Origin of the sequence: Aphanothece hegewaldii CCALA 016, from assembly GCF_003007785.1 — a bacterium.
Lineage (GTDB): Bacteria > Cyanobacteriota > Cyanobacteriia > Cyanobacteriales > Microcystaceae > Chroococcus > Chroococcus hegewaldii.
Window position 1 is genome coordinate 203,735 of sequence record NZ_PXOH01000005.1, and the last position, 16,836, is coordinate 220,570.

18 protein-coding genes are annotated in these 16,836 nt (G+C 39.1%); 1 reads left to right on the plus strand and 17 read right to left on the minus strand.

Features of this window, described 5'->3' with window-relative positions; all coding sequences use genetic code 11:
* Positions 1 to 13: 13 nt before the first annotated feature.
* The 3 genes from C7H19_RS06940 to C7H19_RS06950 all read right to left on the minus strand — a co-directional run bounded on the left by C7H19_RS06940 (position 14) and on the right by C7H19_RS06950 (position 3,602).
* Positions 14 to 1,807: a ShlB/FhaC/HecB family hemolysin secretion/activation protein gene (locus C7H19_RS06940; protein ID WP_106456166.1), complete on the minus strand. Its 1,794-nt coding sequence runs from the start codon at positions 1,805 to 1,807 to the stop codon at positions 14 to 16.
* A gap of 110 nt (positions 1,808 to 1,917) precedes the next feature.
* Positions 1,918 to 3,267: an acetyl-CoA carboxylase biotin carboxylase subunit gene (accC, locus tag C7H19_RS06945; RefSeq protein WP_106456167.1), complete on the minus strand. Its 1,350-nt coding sequence runs from the start codon at positions 3,265 to 3,267 to the stop codon at positions 1,918 to 1,920.
* Between the two features lie 86 nt (positions 3,268 to 3,353).
* Positions 3,354 to 3,602, minus strand: coding sequence for a hypothetical protein (locus tag C7H19_RS06950; RefSeq protein ID WP_106456168.1), 249 nt, complete (start codon positions 3,600 to 3,602; stop codon positions 3,354 to 3,356).
* Positions 3,603 to 3,782: 180 nt separating this feature from the next.
* Here C7H19_RS06950 and pyk point away from each other — a divergent pair, with 180 nt between their 5' ends.
* Positions 3,783 to 5,561, plus strand: a complete 1,779-nt coding sequence (gene pyk / locus C7H19_RS06955) for a pyruvate kinase (RefSeq protein ID WP_106456169.1) — start codon at positions 3,783 to 3,785, stop codon at positions 5,559 to 5,561.
* A gap of 7 nt (positions 5,562 to 5,568) precedes the next feature.
* On the opposite strand, the gene C7H19_RS06960 is transcribed toward pyk, so the two are convergent.
* From C7H19_RS06960 to C7H19_RS07025, 14 genes are all read right to left on the minus strand, one after another.
* On the minus strand, positions 5,569 to 6,378 hold the full coding sequence (locus C7H19_RS06960; RefSeq protein ID WP_106456170.1) for a tetratricopeptide repeat protein: 810 nt from the start codon (positions 6,376 to 6,378) through the stop codon (positions 5,569 to 5,571).
* Positions 6,379 to 6,424: 46 nt separating this feature from the next.
* On the minus strand, positions 6,425 to 6,748 hold the full coding sequence (locus tag C7H19_RS06965; protein WP_106456171.1) for a 2Fe-2S iron-sulfur cluster-binding protein: 324 nt from the start codon (positions 6,746 to 6,748) through the stop codon (positions 6,425 to 6,427).
* A 16-nt stretch (positions 6,749 to 6,764) separates the two neighbouring features.
* A complete protein-coding gene (locus tag C7H19_RS06970; protein ID WP_106456172.1) occupies positions 6,765 to 7,238 on the minus strand; it encodes a globin family protein in 474 nt (157 codons plus the stop codon).
* A gap of 24 nt (positions 7,239 to 7,262) precedes the next feature.
* Positions 7,263 to 7,757 (minus strand): 2Fe-2S iron-sulfur cluster-binding protein, encoded by a 495-nt coding sequence (locus C7H19_RS06975; RefSeq protein WP_106456173.1) that lies wholly within the window; start codon positions 7,755 to 7,757, stop codon positions 7,263 to 7,265.
* A 12-nt stretch (positions 7,758 to 7,769) separates the two neighbouring features.
* Positions 7,770 to 8,438 (minus strand): V4R domain-containing protein, encoded by a 669-nt coding sequence (locus C7H19_RS06980; protein ID WP_106456174.1) that lies wholly within the window; start codon positions 8,436 to 8,438, stop codon positions 7,770 to 7,772.
* 10 nt (positions 8,439 to 8,448) lie between these two features.
* Positions 8,449 to 8,934, minus strand: a complete 486-nt coding sequence (locus C7H19_RS06985; protein ID WP_106456175.1) for a globin family protein — start codon at positions 8,932 to 8,934, stop codon at positions 8,449 to 8,451.
* 10 nt (positions 8,935 to 8,944) lie between these two features.
* Positions 8,945 to 9,307 (minus strand): hypothetical protein, encoded by a 363-nt coding sequence (locus tag C7H19_RS06990; protein ID WP_106456176.1) that lies wholly within the window; start codon positions 9,305 to 9,307, stop codon positions 8,945 to 8,947.
* Positions 9,304 to 10,029, minus strand: coding sequence for a V4R domain-containing protein (locus C7H19_RS06995; RefSeq protein WP_106456177.1), 726 nt, complete (start codon positions 10,027 to 10,029; stop codon positions 9,304 to 9,306). Before C7H19_RS06995 ends, C7H19_RS06990 begins: the two co-directional genes overlap by 4 nt.
* A gap of 678 nt (positions 10,030 to 10,707) precedes the next feature.
* The gene (locus C7H19_RS07000) at positions 10,708 to 12,213 is read right to left on the minus strand and encodes a GMC oxidoreductase (protein WP_106456178.1); all 1,506 of its coding nucleotides are present in this window, start codon (positions 12,211 to 12,213) and stop codon (positions 10,708 to 10,710) included.
* A 13-nt stretch (positions 12,214 to 12,226) separates the two neighbouring features.
* Positions 12,227 to 12,826: a cytochrome c oxidase subunit 3 gene (locus tag C7H19_RS07005; protein WP_106456235.1), complete on the minus strand. Its 600-nt coding sequence runs from the start codon at positions 12,824 to 12,826 to the stop codon at positions 12,227 to 12,229.
* A gap of 56 nt (positions 12,827 to 12,882) precedes the next feature.
* On the minus strand, positions 12,883 to 14,556 hold the full coding sequence (gene ctaD / locus C7H19_RS07010) for a cytochrome c oxidase subunit I (RefSeq protein ID WP_106456179.1): 1,674 nt from the start codon (positions 14,554 to 14,556) through the stop codon (positions 12,883 to 12,885).
* 18 nt (positions 14,557 to 14,574) lie between these two features.
* Positions 14,575 to 15,474: a cytochrome c oxidase subunit II gene (locus C7H19_RS07015; protein WP_342752267.1), complete on the minus strand. Its 900-nt coding sequence runs from the start codon at positions 15,472 to 15,474 to the stop codon at positions 14,575 to 14,577.
* 3 nt (positions 15,475 to 15,477) lie between these two features.
* A complete protein-coding gene (locus C7H19_RS07020) occupies positions 15,478 to 16,083 on the minus strand; it encodes a DUF2231 domain-containing protein (RefSeq protein WP_106456181.1) in 606 nt (201 codons plus the stop codon).
* Complete coding sequence (locus C7H19_RS07025) at positions 16,084 to 16,584, minus strand: DUF2231 domain-containing protein (RefSeq protein WP_106456182.1); 501 nt, start codon at positions 16,582 to 16,584, stop codon at positions 16,084 to 16,086.
* Positions 16,585 to 16,836: the final 252 nt, after the last annotated feature.

Sequence of the window (16,836 nt, forward strand, 5' to 3'; positions counted from 1 at the left end):
GTCAGTAATTCAATTAAAATGGACTAATAATAATGGAAAAAGTAATCCCATGATCTTGTAAAGAATTTTTATTTAATTTTACATTAATTAGAGGAATACCCCAATCAATACGAGCTTTAATCAGATCTTTATATTGCCATTGTAAACCTAACCCGGCTGAAGCCAAAGTTTGTTGATTTGGATTAAGAACACCAAAACTATTCCAAACTCGCCCGACATCAAAAAAAGGAACAATTTGTAAGACATTATCTGAAGAATAAGTGCGATAAATAGGGATTCGTAATTCAACAGTTGTATAAAATCCGTTATCTCCTAAAACGTAATTTTGTGGATAACCACGAACACTATTTAAACCACCTAAACCAAACTGTTCTATCGGAACTAATGGACTATCAGCTAATTGAATTTCACTATGAATATATAATAAAAAATCTGGAGCTAAAAGACGAACCCATTGAGTTTGTCCTCGCCATAAAAAATAGTTACTATCAGGTGCATTAGGATTAATTCTAAAATCAAATGGCTCCGTCGTCCCAAAAGCATCTAAACCAAAACTAAACTCAGAAACAATTGAAAAAACTTCAAATTTACTTCGACTAATCCATTCTTGAAATAAACGAACTGTAGAAACATTAGTTCGTCCTTGATTATCTGCGCTACCTTCAATTAAAGGTTGATCATCTAAAAAACTGGTTTTACTTTTTTGATGATCAAAAGTCAAGCCAAAAGCTAAACTATGTGTTGCAGTTTCTATAATGGGTTGACGTAGAGAAACCAAATATTTTTGATAATCTGACTCTAAATTCAGTAGATTAAATGGCTCTTCTACTACTCTACTGCCGACATTCCGATAATTAAATTCTAGACTTCCATTATAAGCATTAATCGGAATTTTGTAAGAAATATTCCAATCATTACTACCATCAGTATTAAGATACCATCCACTGATTCTATCACCTATACCGAGTAAATTTCCCTCACTTATTTGGACACCTCGACGAAATTCACCAACACTAGAAGTACGCCCATTATCAAAAATTGCATCTGAAGAAAAGGTTTTAGCAGTTTCTACAGCAACAGTTAGAATATTATTACCTGGACGTGTTCCTGTTTCTAATTGTGCCGAAATCTTCCGAATAAGCGGATTAAGTTGTAACAGTCGTAAAGCATCTAATAATCGATTAATATTCAGGGGTTTTCTACTAGCAATCTTCAGACGATCGCGGACATAACTAGGATTTAGCCTACCCTGTACATTCACCTGTATATCTTCAAGACTTCCCTCTAATATTGTAATAACAACTATCCCATTTTTAATCGTTTGTGGTGGGATAAAAGCACCACTGGTAATATATCCTTGATCGACATAATACTGAGTAATTTTTGAACGTGCTTGTAGAAGTTCAACAAAAGTAATTAGTCGTTTAGTATAGGGTTTAATAATATGAGCTAATTCTGTATCACTAAAAGCGGTATTACCTTCAAATTCAAAGTTTTGTACAAAAATTTTGCCTGGAATATCTAAAGATTCTGTTTCAGGCAAAATCGGTATCACAGGAGAGGGTAAAAGTTCTTCTAGTGGGGGAAGAGGAGAAGGTAAAGGAATAGGTTGTTGTGGTTCTGAGGGTAAGGATGAGTTAATGTTAGTAAATGAGGGAATATCTCGATAATCTAAATTTAATGGCTGTTCTAAATTGAATATCAAAGATTGAGCTTGAAGCGGTTTTAAACATAAATTATTAGCCAGCAACAAACTGACAACCCCGAAAAAAATTGCATAAAATTGTTGCAAAAGCCCAGATGTCATAAATTCATGAAAAGCCAGAAAGACTAAACCTGCTATTGTTTTTCAGTTATTTTAAGCATGATTGCTACAAAAACGCAAAATAATTTTGACAATCGGTTATCTAGTATACATTAACCATTTAATAAATGTTCTTGTATAAAATTTGTATAAACATTTCCTTCTAAAAAAGCAGGAACTTCTAGAATTTTTTGATGAAAGCCAATGGTAGTCGGAACACCAGTAATTGCACATTCTCTTAAAGCACGTTTCATGCGTTTAATTGCCGTTTCTCGATCTGGTCCCCAAACAATGAGTTTACCAATCAATGAATCGTAATAAGGCGGAATTTCATAATCTGTATAGACATGAGAATCCATTCTCACACCAGGGCCACCGGGTGGTAAATAACCGCTAATTTTACCAGGCGAGGGGCGAAAATTATGGTTAGGATCTTCTGCATTAATCCGACATTCGATCGCGTGTCCTTTAAATTCAACTTGTGATTGTTTTATACTTAGTTTTTCCCCTTGGGCAATGCGAATTTGTTCACTAATTAGGTCTAAACCTGTAATCATCTCAGTGATAGGATGTTCAACTTGAATGCGGGTATTCATCTCCATAAAATAAAAATTACCCGATTGATCGACTAAAAATTCAACTGTACCCACACCCACATAATTAATCGATTTAGCCACTCTAACCGCCGCGTCTCCCATTCGTTTACGCAGATGAGGCGTAAGAAAAGGACTAGGGGCTTCTTCGAGTAATTTTTGATGTCGTCGTTGAATTGAACAGTCTCTCTCTCCCAAATGAATCACATTTCCGTAGCTATCGGCGAGAATTTGAAACTCAATATGACGGGGACGATCAATAAATTTTTCCATATAAACCCCAGAGTTCCCGAAAGCGGCTTCGGCTTCTCCCTGGGCGGCTTGTAAGAGGTTCGGTAGTTCTTCAGGATGGCGAACTAAGCGCATTCCTCGTCCTCCTCCCCCCGCAGTTGCTTTAATGAGAACAGGATAACCCATATCAAGAGCGATCGCCTGAGCTTCTTGTTCTGAAGAAATCAAGCCACCACTACCCGGAATCGTTGGTATTCCGACTTTTTGCATTGTTTTTTTAGCCGTCGATTTATCTCCCATCGCCTGAATAGCCGACGGACTGGGGCCAATAAAGGTAATCTGATGATCCGCGCAGATTTGAGCAAAACGCGCATTTTCTGATAAAAAACCGTAGCCAGGATGAATAGCTGTGGCATTGCGGGTTAAAGCTGCCGAGAGAATATTAGGAATATTTAAGTAACTTTTGCTACTCGGTGGCGGGCCGATACAAACACTTTCATCGGCTAACTGAACATGAAGGGCATTGCGATCAATGGTTGAATGAACGGCAACAGTCGATATTCCCAGTTCTTCACAGCTATGTAAAATCCGTAGGGCAATTTCTCCCCGATTAGCAATTAGAATCTTAGAAAATGGCATCTTGAAGGTTTGAGTCAATTCACAAAGAGCAAAAAATAATTAAAGCACTACATATAAGTAGAATATCCCGTTTTGTCGATCTCATTTCATTCATCGGGTTTCGTTAACTCCGAAGGCGGGCGATCGCTACTCCAAGCCCACCAAGATTGTTCGCATTCACACTGATAAAATTCTTGCCATTTCCGACGAAAATCTTCACCCATTACAGGAGAACGCCGATTCATCCAAACTTGTTGAGCCTTAGACGCGGATGCCTGACACCGAGGGCAACAAAATCGGTAAGCATGAATCGCGGTTTGAGTCCAAGCAGGGGGAGTCGGGCTAAAAGCATCCATGTGTCAAATTCCTTAAAGATTATGGTGTCGGAATGTTTTAAGATGGGAATGAAAAAACTAAAACTGAACTGAGACTATCTTTTATCCTTTGCTAAAAATTTAGGCATTTTTTCTTAAAGGATAGCCAAACAAGCCCATCGCCTAGTATCATAACCTTTTGCTTACTTTTCCGACATAAAAATGCGATCTTCTAATTTCCCTCGTCGAACTAAAATTGTTGCTACCATCGGACCCGCTACCCAAGATAAAGATGTTTTGCGCCAGTTGATTCAAGCTGGGGCGACCACGTTTCGCCTCAATTTTTCTCATGGAGATCACGAATACCATCTTAACAGTATTCGTCTGATTCGTCAGATTGCTTTTGAACTTAATCAACCCGTTGGTATTTTACAAGATCTCCAAGGACCAAAAATTCGTCTAGGGAAATATAAATGTCAGACTATTACTCTTAAACCGGGTGATCCTTATATTTTGACAAGTCGTCGAGACGTGGAATGTAATCAGGAAATTAGTTATGTCAGCTATGAACAACTAGCCGATGAAGTTCCAGAAGGAGCGAGAATTCTGTTAGATGATGGAAAAGTCGAAATGGAGGTAATTAAGATAGATCGGGAGCAAAAAAACTTACATTGTCGGGTCATTGTTGGTGGCGTTTTATCTAGTAATAAAGGTGTCAATTTTCCAGGGGTTTATCTATCAGTAAAAGCCCTGACAGATAAAGATAAAGAAGATTTGTTATTCGGGCTACAACAACAGATCGATTGGGTAGCGTTGAGTTTTGTTCGTAATCCACAAGATATTTTAGAGATTAAAGATTTAATTGCTCGTGCTGGTAAATCGGTTCCAGTAATTGCCAAAATTGAGAAGTTTGAAGCCGTTAAAGAAATGGAGGAAATTCTCTCCCTTTGTAACGGTGTGATGGTGGCTAGAGGTGATCTCGGGGTTGAATTACCTGCCGAAGAAGTTCCCATCTGGCAAAAACGCTTAATTAGTACGGCAAATCGTTTGGGAATTCCGATTATTACGGCGACCCAAATGTTAGATAGTATGGCGAATAATCCTCGTCCGACTCGCGCTGAAGTTTCCGATGTGGCGAATGCGATTCTCGATGGGACTGATGCGGTGATGTTATCCAATGAAACGGCGGTTGGTAAGTATCCCGTAGAAGCGGTTGCGACGATGGCGAGAATTGCGGAACGGATTGAGCGAGAAGAAATTAATGATCCTTATAAAGAGTCTTCAAAAGGCAGAAAGTCTATTCCAAATGCGATTTCTGGTGCTGTAAGCCAAATTGCGGAACAATTGGGGGCAGCATCGATTATGACTTTGACGAAAACGGGTGCAACAGCGCGAAATGTCTCTAAGTTTCGTCCCAGAACCCCGATTATAGCGGTTACGCCTCATCGAGAAGTAGCGCAGCAGTTACAGTTGGTTTGGGGGGTTAGACCGATGATTATGTTGGATTTGGCGACAATTAGTCAAACTTTTCAAGCGGCAATGAATTTAGCCCAAGAGGATCAGCTTTTATATGATGGGGATCTGGTGGTGATGACGGCGGGAACCCTTCAAGGTGTGGCGGGATCAACGGATTTAGTGAAAGTAGAGGTAGTTAAGTCGATTTTGGGTCGCGGGACGTGTGCTGTACAAGGTGCGGCGAGTGGACGTGCGAGAGTGGCGAAAAGTGCTAGAGAAATCGGTGATTTTAATCGGGGTGAAATTTTGGTTGTTCCATCGACTAACGCAAATTTTCTCGAAATGATGCGAAAAGCCTCCGCAATTATTACGGAGGATGCTAGTTCAGGCAATCACGCGGCTGTTATTGGGCAAAAGTTGGGTATACCTGTGATTGTTGGGTTTAAAAATGCGACTCAAATTATTCGAGATGGAACGTTTTTGTCTTTGGATGCTCAAAGAGGTACGGTTTATTCGGGTGCTTTGATTAGTAGTGGGGATCAGTAGCACGATTTTAATTTACGTCAAACAAATGATTTGCCGTAATGGGTTCAAAGGTTTCTTGGGTGATCACGGCTTCGATGTCGCTGATGCCATCACACAACTTTTTGCTTAGGCTTCTGGTTGTTTTATAGCTGTCTAAATCGCCAATTTCAAAGTAATATTTAGCCGCATAACGTAAGTCGGAAACAGCCGCTCGATATTGACATAGATTGGCGTTGAGTAGTCCTCGCATATGATAGGCTTTGGCATAATGGGGATTAAGTTGAATGGCGGTGGTGAAATCTGCGATCGCTCCATTTTCATCACCTAAGCGTTGATGGCTCAATCCTCTTTGATAGTACATTTCATAAGGATGTTGACTATTGAGTAATCCTTGAGTTACGTTTTCAATTTGTTTGAGTTCTTCGACTACATGGCTTAATTCTTCTTGTTTAGTGATGAGTTTATTTGTAATTTGATTCAGTTCATTCAAAAGTTGTTGATGTTGTTCTATTTTTTGGTTTTGTCTCTCAAAATTATTGAGATAATTTTGTTTTTGTAGTTTGATTTGTGTAGCAAAATCTGTCTGAATCAATTGTATTTTTTCGGAGAAAAGTGAAAATTGATTTTGTTGTTCTTGAATCAGATTTAGTGTTTTTTCCACATTTTGCCCATGATTATTAATCTCATTCATGAGTTGTTTGCGGTTATAAATTTGTAGCATCATTGCACCTGCTAAGGGAAGGGCTGCCGCCGCCGCAGAATTCGTGACAAGAGCAGCGATCGCGCCTCCAACTGCACAAACAGCAGATACTCCATCTAATTTACCTTGATTATCCATTGTCTTAAAAATCCTTTGATTGATGACTGTAATTAAACCTTTTTATTTACTCTTCGCCAAACAATTCTTCAACTTGATGGGTAAGAATTGTACAATTAGAACGAGGAGAACATGCACATAAAAGTATATACCCTTGGGCTAGTTCATCTGGTCTTAAAAATTCGAGGGCTTTTTCCGTTTGTACAACTTTCCCTTCGACTACTTTACCTAAACAGTCAAAACAAGCACCCGCCCGACAAGAATAAGGTAGATTTAGGCTAGATTCTTCAGCAATATCAAGAATGTATTCATCAGCATTAATCTCAAGAGTTTGTTGAATGCCTTTTTTTTCATTGAGCAGAGTTACTGTATAATTTTTTTGACTAATCATTGGACAAATCCTCTAACTAATTGGATGATAAAATTGTGTGTTCAAGCTGAAAAGCTGGATTAATTAACTCGACTTCTTCAGCCGATAAATAAAGCCTAATGACCTCTTGAATTAAAAGATAATTAACTTTAGCGTAGGCTTGATATTTAAAAGAGTTAACAATCGTTTTGTACCAAATTAATGTACCTTCTCTAAACCGATCTAATTCATCTAATAACATTGCTGTTGTTGCAAACCGAAGAGAATTAGTCTGATCGCGGCGGCAAGTTTTTGTCATATCATAATCCCCCATGTGATAAAGATCTTCTGTATGGCTACGTTTTACGGCTTCCCATTTTTGTAGAATTTCTTCTTCTTGATCCCGAATTTTTTCGTAAGTACTAATCCGTAACTCAACAGAATCTAAATAATCTTTTAAAAACTTTAACTCAGATTCTGTCGCATAACGTCCATCTGTTTTAATACTTAAACTGGCTAATTGTTTTAACATAATTCACTTTTAGTTTGTTGATAATTAGAGTATTATTGACGCATCCGAGGTTTTAGCTAAATAGTCAGAAACCGCTATTTTAGTGTCTTTCAGTTGAGTAATCATTGAGCGAGTAATTAATTTTCCTTCTTCGACTAAAACCTTACTGGTGATTGGATGAAGGATCGGTTTTTCAGCGCGACGACCAATTAAATCTTCAATATTATCAATTTCATTGAGATACATTCCCGATGGAATTTCAATGACAACACCTTGACCAATAACTCGCGCTTGACAAGCTAAACGAGAATAATGATTTGCTGTCGTAATAACTTCTAATGTTCTTTGTTCTCGACGATTAAGAGGTGATAGACTGTCCATGCCATCTTTGATATAAATATGACACGTAGAACACATCCCCCGACCGCCGCATTCTTCGGAAACATTCAAATCTTTTTTGAGCAAAGCAGCAAGTAAATTATCGTTAGTTTGAAGCGCAATTTCTTGATTTATTGGATCAAGTTTAATCAGTTTAGTCACTCCAATATCTCCTTATGTTGTTTGATTTCGGCAAAGTAATTCCATGATTGTTGCATGGTCATGACCTTCTGCCATCCAAGCGGAAATTGTTTTTAAACGGTCTGCAAGACCAACAACAAAATAATTACACTCTGCATCTAGTGACTCACAAGCGGTTTGCACGCAATGTAATTCTTGTCCCGTCAGTTGGCTAAAGAAAGCACTTAAAAGACCTGTTTCTAATGCACCCATTGGTCGTTGATGATGGGGCGCGGCTTCAATAAAGGGAGAATTAACAATTTTGAGGACGATAAACCCCTGATGATAATACTTTAAGTCAACATCGAGTACACCCCAACCGTGAGTTTTCCAGCATTCTTTAAAACATTGAAGAAACTCAATCATTTCCATTTGTCCCAAAGGTTTACCGTAGTATCCTTCTATTTCTTTGGTAAACCGTCGATAGAAACTTTTTCCCCACCAACGACCACAACTAAAAAGGGCAACATTACCACTGAGTCCTAGTTCTTCTTCAAGTGCAGCAAATAAACCTTGTAAAAGTGTTTCGGGTAAGGCGAGGAGTCGGGAACCGTGACGATTTTCGATTAAACCCAATTCTACATCACCTTGTACATAGACATCGGGTGCGAAATAATTGCCTTTTACGGGTTGTTTGTCGATTAATTCTGCAATATCAATCATATGTCTTCTCCTAGGTTAAAACTTCGGCTTTACTGGTATCACTCAAGAGGGTTTGTTGAGCTTGTTGTAAAAAGGGTTTAATGAGTTCATTTTGTCGCGGGGGCAACATTTGTGTAAGTTGGTCGTTTAATATCTCATAGAGTTTTTGTTCTAGTGTTTGCATTTGATGGGCTGTAACGATGTCAGTCAGCCACTCTAGGAGACGATGTTGTAAAAATTCAGGGTTGTTGAGCAACATCGCCATTGCACAGTAACGCATGACACAAATCCAATGTTTTAGAGCTTTTCCTAACTGTTGTGTTGATTCTGTGGTGCATTCTACTTCGAGTTGATTTGCGACAGCCTGAAATATCTCAATTTCTTTATTTCGTAAGGCTTCATAAGTCGCTAAACGTTGACGTAGAATTCCTATATGTTGTCTGAACAGTAGGATCTCTGATTTTTGTAAATAATGATGTTCAGAGCGATGAAAAAAATCTTCAAAGTCGGTTTGCATGGTTTTGTCCTTAAAATAGTTTAGTTAAGTCGTTTACTTGCATTTTTCGCGCCGTTTTTGTGGGTTGTTTCGGCATTACTTCCGGTTTGGTTATAGTTAGCTTACTGTCCCACCCATTGCATTTAAGATATTCTTGAACAGATAAGGTTAAAGGCAATGCTTTTTTAGTTTGGGTCGGTAGGGCTTGATCTAATATTGAGGAACCTTGCCAATTACTGATCTTTAAGAATTCCTCTACGTTAAGCCATAGTTGTGCAGTCGGATCGATCGCCGGTTGAGGAAAAGGTTTGATTTGATGTGGTTGCCCTCGCCAGTTAGAATCATTGAAAAAGTCTTCAACGCTGATTTGAGCTAAAACGGTTAGGCTGATCATTTGAGATATTCTCCATTAATTAACCGTTTTTCGATGTCTTTAGCGATCGCGCCTTCGTTTTGCCAGAAAGTCGCTGCATCAATGCGATCTTGTTTGCCCAAAAGGAATTTACAATAATTTTCACCCATTGAGTAGCATTGAATTTCGATACAACTAAGAGGTTTTTTGATCAATTCGCTAAAAAATCCCGCCATTAAGCCAGCATAAATGTGACAAACTGGTTTACCAACATCTCCTAGAGTACGTGCTACTGCCGAATCATAAATATTGATGAACATAAAACCGTTTTTTTGTTCACCCATATCTACATCCCAATTTCCCCAACCTTGACTTGTAAAAGGCCACCACCAAGCCTCTAAAACATAGGCTAAATTGAGTTGATGGAGTTCTTTTTCATATTGGTATTCTTTTGTAAACCATTGACGAAAAAATGCTGCGTCTTTTATTCCCCATTGTTTACCAATTTGATACATGACAACGCCAGAAGCGTTACCAACTTCTGCTTCTAAACCTTCGATGAGACCAATAATAAAATCTTCACTTGCTAAAATATTACGGCAATCGTTCCAGTCGATGATTGTTCCGCTTGGTGTATGAAAAGTAAAAAAGTCTTCTAGTCGGTAATGGTGATGTTTTTGCGGATATTTTTTTTTCAGCCAGTGTTCGGGTCGAGGAATTGGGATTTTTTCAGTTTTTATGGTTGCATTTGAGGTAAAAACCATTGTTATTAAATCCTTTAATTCGTTTTATTTAGCTTTATTTAATTTGATCTTAAGACAAATTGATTTCTTAAAAAAGATGTTGAATTTACGGATTCTCTAACTAAATTGAAAACGCTTATAATTTAGCTCAGTAATTTTACTTAATTACTTTTTGGCACTTTTTCCGAAAGCTAGTTAATCTCGTATTTTTTAAGTTAATTTTTGAAGCAAAACTTTGTATTTCTTGATAAAAATATATATTTGTAATTTTAAGATAAGGGCGGATTACAGAAATAGTTTTTGGGTCTGCCATATCGCTTAAAGTATAGTTTACCCTAAATGATGAGATAGAGATCACTGCTAACCTGTGATCTAGATCACTGCTTTTTTTTGATGAGTCATCTAGACTAAGAACAACATCCAATATGCTCTTTTGATTTGTCTCAATCTCAATTTCTACCTTTTTATCAAAGTCTAAGTTTTGTTGTTTATTTATTGAACAATTGACTTAGGTTTTTGAGTTGCGATCTGTTTTATGCGATAAAAGTCAAACGATCGCTAAAATATTTTTATTATGCTTTACTACTTAAACTCATCTAAGGGTTTGGCAACCAAACTGCACCGCTCGTGGAATTTTAAATTCCGCGAAACGGCGTGCAGTGCATTCCGCACCCCTACGAGCATGACTTTAATTTATATTTATTTAAGGCGTTCTATTAAATGATCTCCCACCCGTAGCGCATTAGCAATAATGGTTAAAGCAGGGCTAACACTTGCATTAGAAGGGAAAAAACTACTATCGACGATATACAAATTATCTACATCGTGAGAACGACAATTAAGATCAAGTACCGAAGTAGTAGAATCTTCACCAAAGCGACACGTACCACATTGATTTGCTACAACTGAAATGGGCATTTCTCCATAAGGATGTAATCCCCCCCGTTGATTCGTTATTTTTTCGGCTTCTTTGAGGGCTTCTGTCCAAAAATAAACTAAACGCTCATGAGCTTCTGTATTATTAGGCGTATAATCTAAATAGATCCTTTCTCCTTCAATTCGCACGCGATTTGTGGGATTTGGTAAATCTTCGGTTTGTACCCACCAACCTATAGAATGAGTCGCCATTTGTTTGAGTCCGAAACCAGGCATTACTTTAGCGAGTACCGATAAAATGGGCGGAGATTCAGCAAAAATAATATCTTGGAGAAGTCCCCCCGTATTTTGAACTTGTCCCATCGGATAGGGAAAATCTTGATCACCCCAGTAAAAATCGTTAATCACTACACTACGGGGAAATTTACCCGAATTCGGTCTAGCACTAAGCTGTACTACTGATGTAATACGATGTTTCATGAAATTACGCCCAACCATCCCCGAACTATTGGCGACTCCATTGGGACAAACATCATTAGCCGATCGCAACAATAAAACAGCCGAATTAATTGCCCCGCAAGCGAGTACAATAATATCCGCCATAAATAAATAAGATTGTCCTGCGACTTCTGCTTCTACTGCTTTGATGGCACTTCCAGAGGGGTTAGTATGTAAACAAACGACTTTAGCTGAAGTTTTGACCGTCACATTGGGATGAGTTAAGGCTGGAACGATTCCGCTAACTTCTGAATCATTGGTTGGGTCTTCGGTTTCGCGTGTTAATCCTAAAGGTAACGACGATGGATGTAAACCCTGTTTAGAAAGTGCGTCTACAATGTCTTTGACCTGGGGATCATGATCGAGGGCCCGATAGGGGTAATCTGCGCTTCTGTGGGGTTCTGTGGGGTCATCTGAAGCTTGCCCATGAACTTTGTAGAGTTGTTCCGCTTCGGTGTAATAGGGTTCAAAATCGCTATATTTTAGACCCCAAGCGGGAGAAATACCGTCTTGATGATTCACCGCTTCAAAATCTCGCTCACGCATTCTCATTAGGGTTGCGCCGTAGATTTTAGTATTACCACCGATCGCATAATTGGTTTGTGGGGAAAAGGGTTCACCATTAATATCAAACCATCTTTCAGGAGGATAATAGCGTTCTTTTTTAAACACATCAACGTTACTTCTGTTTTGTTCTTCGAGGGGCATAAAATCCCCTCTTTCTAGCACTAAAATTTTCTTACCAGTAGGTGCTAATTTATAGGCTAAAGTCCCACCACCTGCACCCGTACCGATAATAATTATGTCGTAATATTGATCATCTATAATCATGGGTTGTTCCTCTTTACTGCCAAAGATAAATTAAACAAAACAGAATAATCCAAATCACATCAACAAAGTGCCAAAATAGGGAAACCTGCGTTACTCCCGTATGTCCAGGCTCGTAATTATTAGGGATGAAAGAGCGAAACAGCATATAAAACTGTAGAAGAATGCCCGTTAAGACGTGTAGTCCGTGAAATCCTGTAAGTAGATAAAAAGTTCCACCAAAAGCACCCGATGTTAAGCCAAAACTAAGTTCACTCCATTCTTTAGCTTGTCCAACGAGAAAATAAATTCCCATTGCTGAAGTGAGTAACCAAAAGAATCGAAATAAATTAAGCTTGCCTTTTTTTAGGGCTTCTTCAGCAAAATAAATCACGAAACTACTTGAAACTAATACAATAGTATTTATTAATGGTTCATGTGTTTCGAGTCCTTCGACTCCTTCAGGTAGCCAACTAGGGGAAGTGGTTTTCAGAACAATGTAACCCGCAAAAAAGCTTAAAAAGATGACGCTTTCAGAAAGTAGAAAAATAATAAAACCAAATAGACTGGTTCCTTGGACATCGTGGGTATGTTCTTCGGTGTGGTGTAATGATTCTGTTTTAATTGAACTATCCATGTTTAATCCTAGTAATAAAAAAGAAGGTAGGAGCATCAAACCCCTACCATTGCCATTTATTCGGCTTTTAGTGCTGCTTCATTAGAAACTAACGGATCAGATTTTCCATAACCATAGGGTACAGAAATAACGATCGGAATTTCTTCAAAATTTTCCACTGGTGGAGGTGAGGAGACTAACCATTCTAACCCAATAGCCCGCCAAGGATTAGCGGGGGCTTTTTCCCCTTGAATCCAAGAACTGACGATATTTAAAATAAAAGGAAGGGTAGACATACCGAGGAGAAAACCGCCAAGACTCGCCAGAACATTCCAAAAAGCGTATTCAGGTGCATATGAGGAAACACGGCGCAACATCCCTTGTAAACCGAGGGGGTGCATCGGCAAAAAATTTAGGTTAGTTCCAATAAAAGCAAGCCAAAAATGAAGTTGCCCCAAGCCTTCATAATACATTTTGCCCGTCATTTTCGGGAACCAATGATAGATTGCAGCAAACATCCCCATTGTAATCGTGCCGTAAACAATGTAGTGGAAATGTCCAACCACAAAATAAGTATTATTGACATGAATATCAATGGGAACCGAAGCCAGCATCACGCCTGTAATGCCAGCAAACAAAAACATAATAATTGCACCTAAAGCAAACAGCATCGGCGTTTGTAGACGTATTTTGCCACCCCAAAGGGTCGCTGTCCAAGCAAAAATCTTAACGCCTGTGGGAACAGCAACCAACATCGTTGTAAACATAAATAGCATTCGCATCCAACCAGGCGTACCACTAGCATACATATGATGTACCCAGACGGAAACCGACACAATCGAAATTAGTAACGATGATACCGCAACAATTCGATAACCAAATAGGGGTTTACGGGAGTATACAGGCAGGATTTCTGAAAAAACGCCCAAAACGGGTAAAACCATTACATAAACCGCAGGATGGGAATAAAACCAGAAAAAATGTTGATAGAGAACTGGATTACCACCTGTTTCGGGGTTAAAGAAACTCGTTCCTAGAGAAAGGTCAAAAAGTAACATAATCGCGCCTCCAGTCAGTGCAGGAAGGGCGGTTAGTTGAAGAATTTGTGCGCTAAGAACTGTCCAGACAAAAACAGGCATTCTAAAAAAAGTCATGCCAGGCGCTCGCATTTTAAAGATTGTAGCGACAAAGTTGACGGCTCCCATAATCGAAGAAACGCCTAAAATCGCAACTGCCAAAATCCACAAAAATTGACCGTTAATTAAATCACCGCTTGGATTTTGAATACTAACAGGAGGATATGACCACCAACCCGCTTGAGCCGTACCACTGGGTAACAAATAACTAGAGAGTAGAATCGTTCCAGCGACAGGAACCAGCCAAAAAGCCAGTGCATTTAAACGCGGAAAAGCCATATCTCGCGCCCCAATCATCAGAGGAACAAGATAGTTAGCCAGACCCACCAGAGACGGAAAAATCCACAAAAAGATCATCACCGTTCCGTGCATGGTAAAGATACTGTTATAAAACGCTCGACTAATCACATCGGCATCGGGTGTAATCAGTTCAGCGCGAATCACCATCGCTAATAAACCACCAATGAGGAAAAAAACGAAGGATGTAACCAGATACTGAATCCCGATCACTTTATGATCAGTGCTGAAACTAAAATAGGGTCGCCACTCAGACGCGGGTTTATTTTTTAATTTATTGACAATCTGATCAAGTCCTTCTACTGGAGCATTAGTCATAAATGAGATTCCTTTTAATTATTCGAGACTATTAACCATTGGGGGATCAGCAGGGGCAACGGTTGGCCAACCTGTTTTGATACCCGGTTTAGAACGGATCGCATATTCTTTATAAGCTTGGTTTGGTGCTCTTACTAGGGGATGAGTCGCCATATCAGATAACCATTTTTCATAGGTTTGAGAGGGTTCGACCACCACTTGACTCCGCATAATGGCGAAATAGGTTCCACTAAAATGTGAGTCTTGAATGAGATAGGAGCCTTCTTTTGTTGGCGTAAATTCAAAGTCGATGATTTTATTAGGAATAATGTCTTGCTTGAGGCGAAAAGCAGGGACATAAAAACCATGAATCACATCATTCGTTTGCATTTTTAAACGAACTCGTTGATCTTTGGGGACGTGTAGTTCGGAACTCGTGACCTTTGCTTGAGGATAATAAAATGTCCAGGCCCATTGTTTAGCCTCTACTTCTATTTCTTCAGTAGGTTGATCTTCTACGGGAGCAGCATACGCACTTTCCATCCCCGGCATATCTAAATGAACCAGATCCATCGGGCCACGTATTGCCATCTGCTCATAAGTTTTGTAACTATACGAGGCAAGGAACAAGACTAAAACTACTGGGATCGCTGTCCAGACTATTTCTAGGGGGATATTGCCTTCAATATGCGGCCCATCACTGGTATCGAAACGGCTCACGCTTCGGGTAAAAAGTAAGTAAAGAATGGTTCCCGTGATCCCACAGAAAATAAAACTACCCAAGAAAACAAAAAGAGCAAACAGATTATCAATGAGTTTAGACTCGGCTGATGCTTCGGGAGGAAGCCAAGAGTAAGAAGCGATCGCCATTCCCCAACTAATTAGGGCGAGAAAAATAGCGAAAAAAATCAAGAATACTATATCTTTAGATTTCATCATTGGTTACTTAAGTATTGAATTAGGATCTTCTCCAGAACGTAACAAATAATCAGCCGTCACGTGTACACCAAATTCGCCTCCTAGATGTGCGCCTAAAGTTCCCTGAAGAAACATCAAAAATAGAATTAATAGACCCGCTATAAGATAACTCCACTGAACTTGTCGCCCGCGCTCTTTTCGCCATGCGTAACGCTGAAAGCCTCGCCAAATCGCCATCCCGACAATGAGGGTGAGTAATAAGACACCTCCGACACCATGCCAGACCATTGTATCTAGCGCGTGAAGTCCCCAAGCACTCACTACATCAGGCGATGGCGTGGCTAACAACATTTCATAAAAGCCACTAGCAACCGTAAAAAAGGTGATAATTGCGGAGGCTAGTACATTGTACCAACCGACATCAAAAAAGTTAGAACGAGTCGCGGTTAAAGCCAAAAACTTGAAAATCGGTCTTTGAAATGGGAACAATGCCCCTGCAATATCAAACGCAATTCCAATAATAAATAAACCAAGCGTCAGATGAACGAGATTAGGATGGATTGGGATATGGTAGGGTAAACCATTGGCTCCAACAGATGGGGTTAATTGATCAATCAATTCTGTATTCATTTATAGTGTACCTTCTTTGATCGCTTCAACGACTTTCACGGTGTGAAGTCCATAAACCCAGACGAGTTCATCACCTAGATAAACTTGAAAACACACAATACCCACTAGAACTAAACTCACTGCCAAATAACTAACAGGTACTTTTTGTGGATCACGAGAACGCAAAATAAACCGCCATCCTGTAATCGTAGCTAAAATGGCTGAAAGTGACCAACCGATTAGAGTATGTAAGTTCAAAATAGGTTTAACTGCGTCGTAGGGTTGTGCTAAACCTGCTTCAGTTTGCCCGAAAATAATCGCTATAAAGATAGAAATAGTCGCAAACAGCATATTCCACCAGCTAACCTCGTATAAACGAGTATTTTGGCTAAAATAGCCAATTATATCGCACAAAAAAGCAAATAAGACCATCGCAATCACAAAATGAACAACGATCGGATGTATCGTGTCGGGATAGGGTAAATTGTGTTCATTGAGCGGGGGTAAAAGATCATCAAACATTTTCGGTTTTCCAAGGTAGTCAAGTTTAATATTTTTAAAAGTTGAACGCTATTTATGCTCGCATTTTTACTAATGTTGAGAGATAAATTGTTATGCACAATACAAGGTATTGAGTGATTTGCTCGGATTTTTTACTAATTTATCGTACAAAAAGCTTAAGTGTCTAAACCATAATCATTTATACAGAAGTTATACATTTATGATGTTAAATATGAAACATTTTTGAAATTTATAGCATCTACTTCGGGAGTA

Bases quoted from the DNA above. Each gene is read 5' to 3' on its own strand.
- C7H19_RS06965 (WP_106456171.1), bottom strand. From the start codon at position 6,748: ATGATTAGTCAAAAAAATTATACAGTAACTCTGCTCAATGAAAAAAAA.
- C7H19_RS07020 (WP_106456181.1), bottom strand. From the start codon at position 16,083: ATGAATACAGAATTGATTGATCAATTAACCCCATCTGTTGGAGCCAAT.
- C7H19_RS06960 (WP_106456170.1), bottom strand. From the start codon at position 6,378: ATGGATAATCAAGGTAAATTAGATGGAGTATCTGCTGTTTGTGCAGTT.
- C7H19_RS07025 (WP_106456182.1), bottom strand. From the start codon at position 16,584: ATGTTTGATGATCTTTTACCCCCGCTCAATGAACACAATTTACCCTAT.
- pyk (WP_106456169.1), top strand. From the start codon at position 3,783: ATGCGATCTTCTAATTTCCCTCGTCGAACTAAAATTGTTGCTACCATC.
- C7H19_RS07015 (WP_342752267.1), bottom strand. From the start codon at position 15,474: ATGATGAAATCTAAAGATATAGTATTCTTGATTTTTTTCGCTATTTTT.
- C7H19_RS07005 (WP_106456235.1), bottom strand. From the start codon at position 12,826: ATGGATAGTTCAATTAAAACAGAATCATTACACCACACCGAAGAACAT.
- ctaD (WP_106456179.1), bottom strand. From the start codon at position 14,556: ATGACTAATGCTCCAGTAGAAGGACTTGATCAGATTGTCAATAAATTA.
- accC (WP_106456167.1), bottom strand. From the start codon at position 3,267: ATGCCATTTTCTAAGATTCTAATTGCTAATCGGGGAGAAATTGCCCTA.
- C7H19_RS07000 (WP_106456178.1), bottom strand. From the start codon at position 12,213: ATGATTATAGATGATCAATATTACGACATAATTATTATCGGTACGGGT.
- C7H19_RS06995 (WP_106456177.1), bottom strand. From the start codon at position 10,029: ATGGTTTTTACCTCAAATGCAACCATAAAAACTGAAAAAATCCCAATT.
- C7H19_RS06940 (WP_106456166.1), bottom strand. From the start codon at position 1,807: ATGACATCTGGGCTTTTGCAACAATTTTATGCAATTTTTTTCGGGGTT.
- C7H19_RS06990 (WP_106456176.1), bottom strand. From the start codon at position 9,307: ATGATCAGCCTAACCGTTTTAGCTCAAATCAGCGTTGAAGACTTTTTC.
- C7H19_RS06950 (WP_106456168.1), bottom strand. From the start codon at position 3,602: ATGGATGCTTTTAGCCCGACTCCCCCTGCTTGGACTCAAACCGCGATT.
- C7H19_RS06985 (WP_106456175.1), bottom strand. From the start codon at position 8,934: ATGCAAACCGACTTTGAAGATTTTTTTCATCGCTCTGAACATCATTAT.
- C7H19_RS06980 (WP_106456174.1), bottom strand. From the start codon at position 8,438: ATGATTGATATTGCAGAATTAATCGACAAACAACCCGTAAAAGGCAAT.
- C7H19_RS06970 (WP_106456172.1), bottom strand. From the start codon at position 7,238: ATGTTAAAACAATTAGCCAGTTTAAGTATTAAAACAGATGGACGTTAT.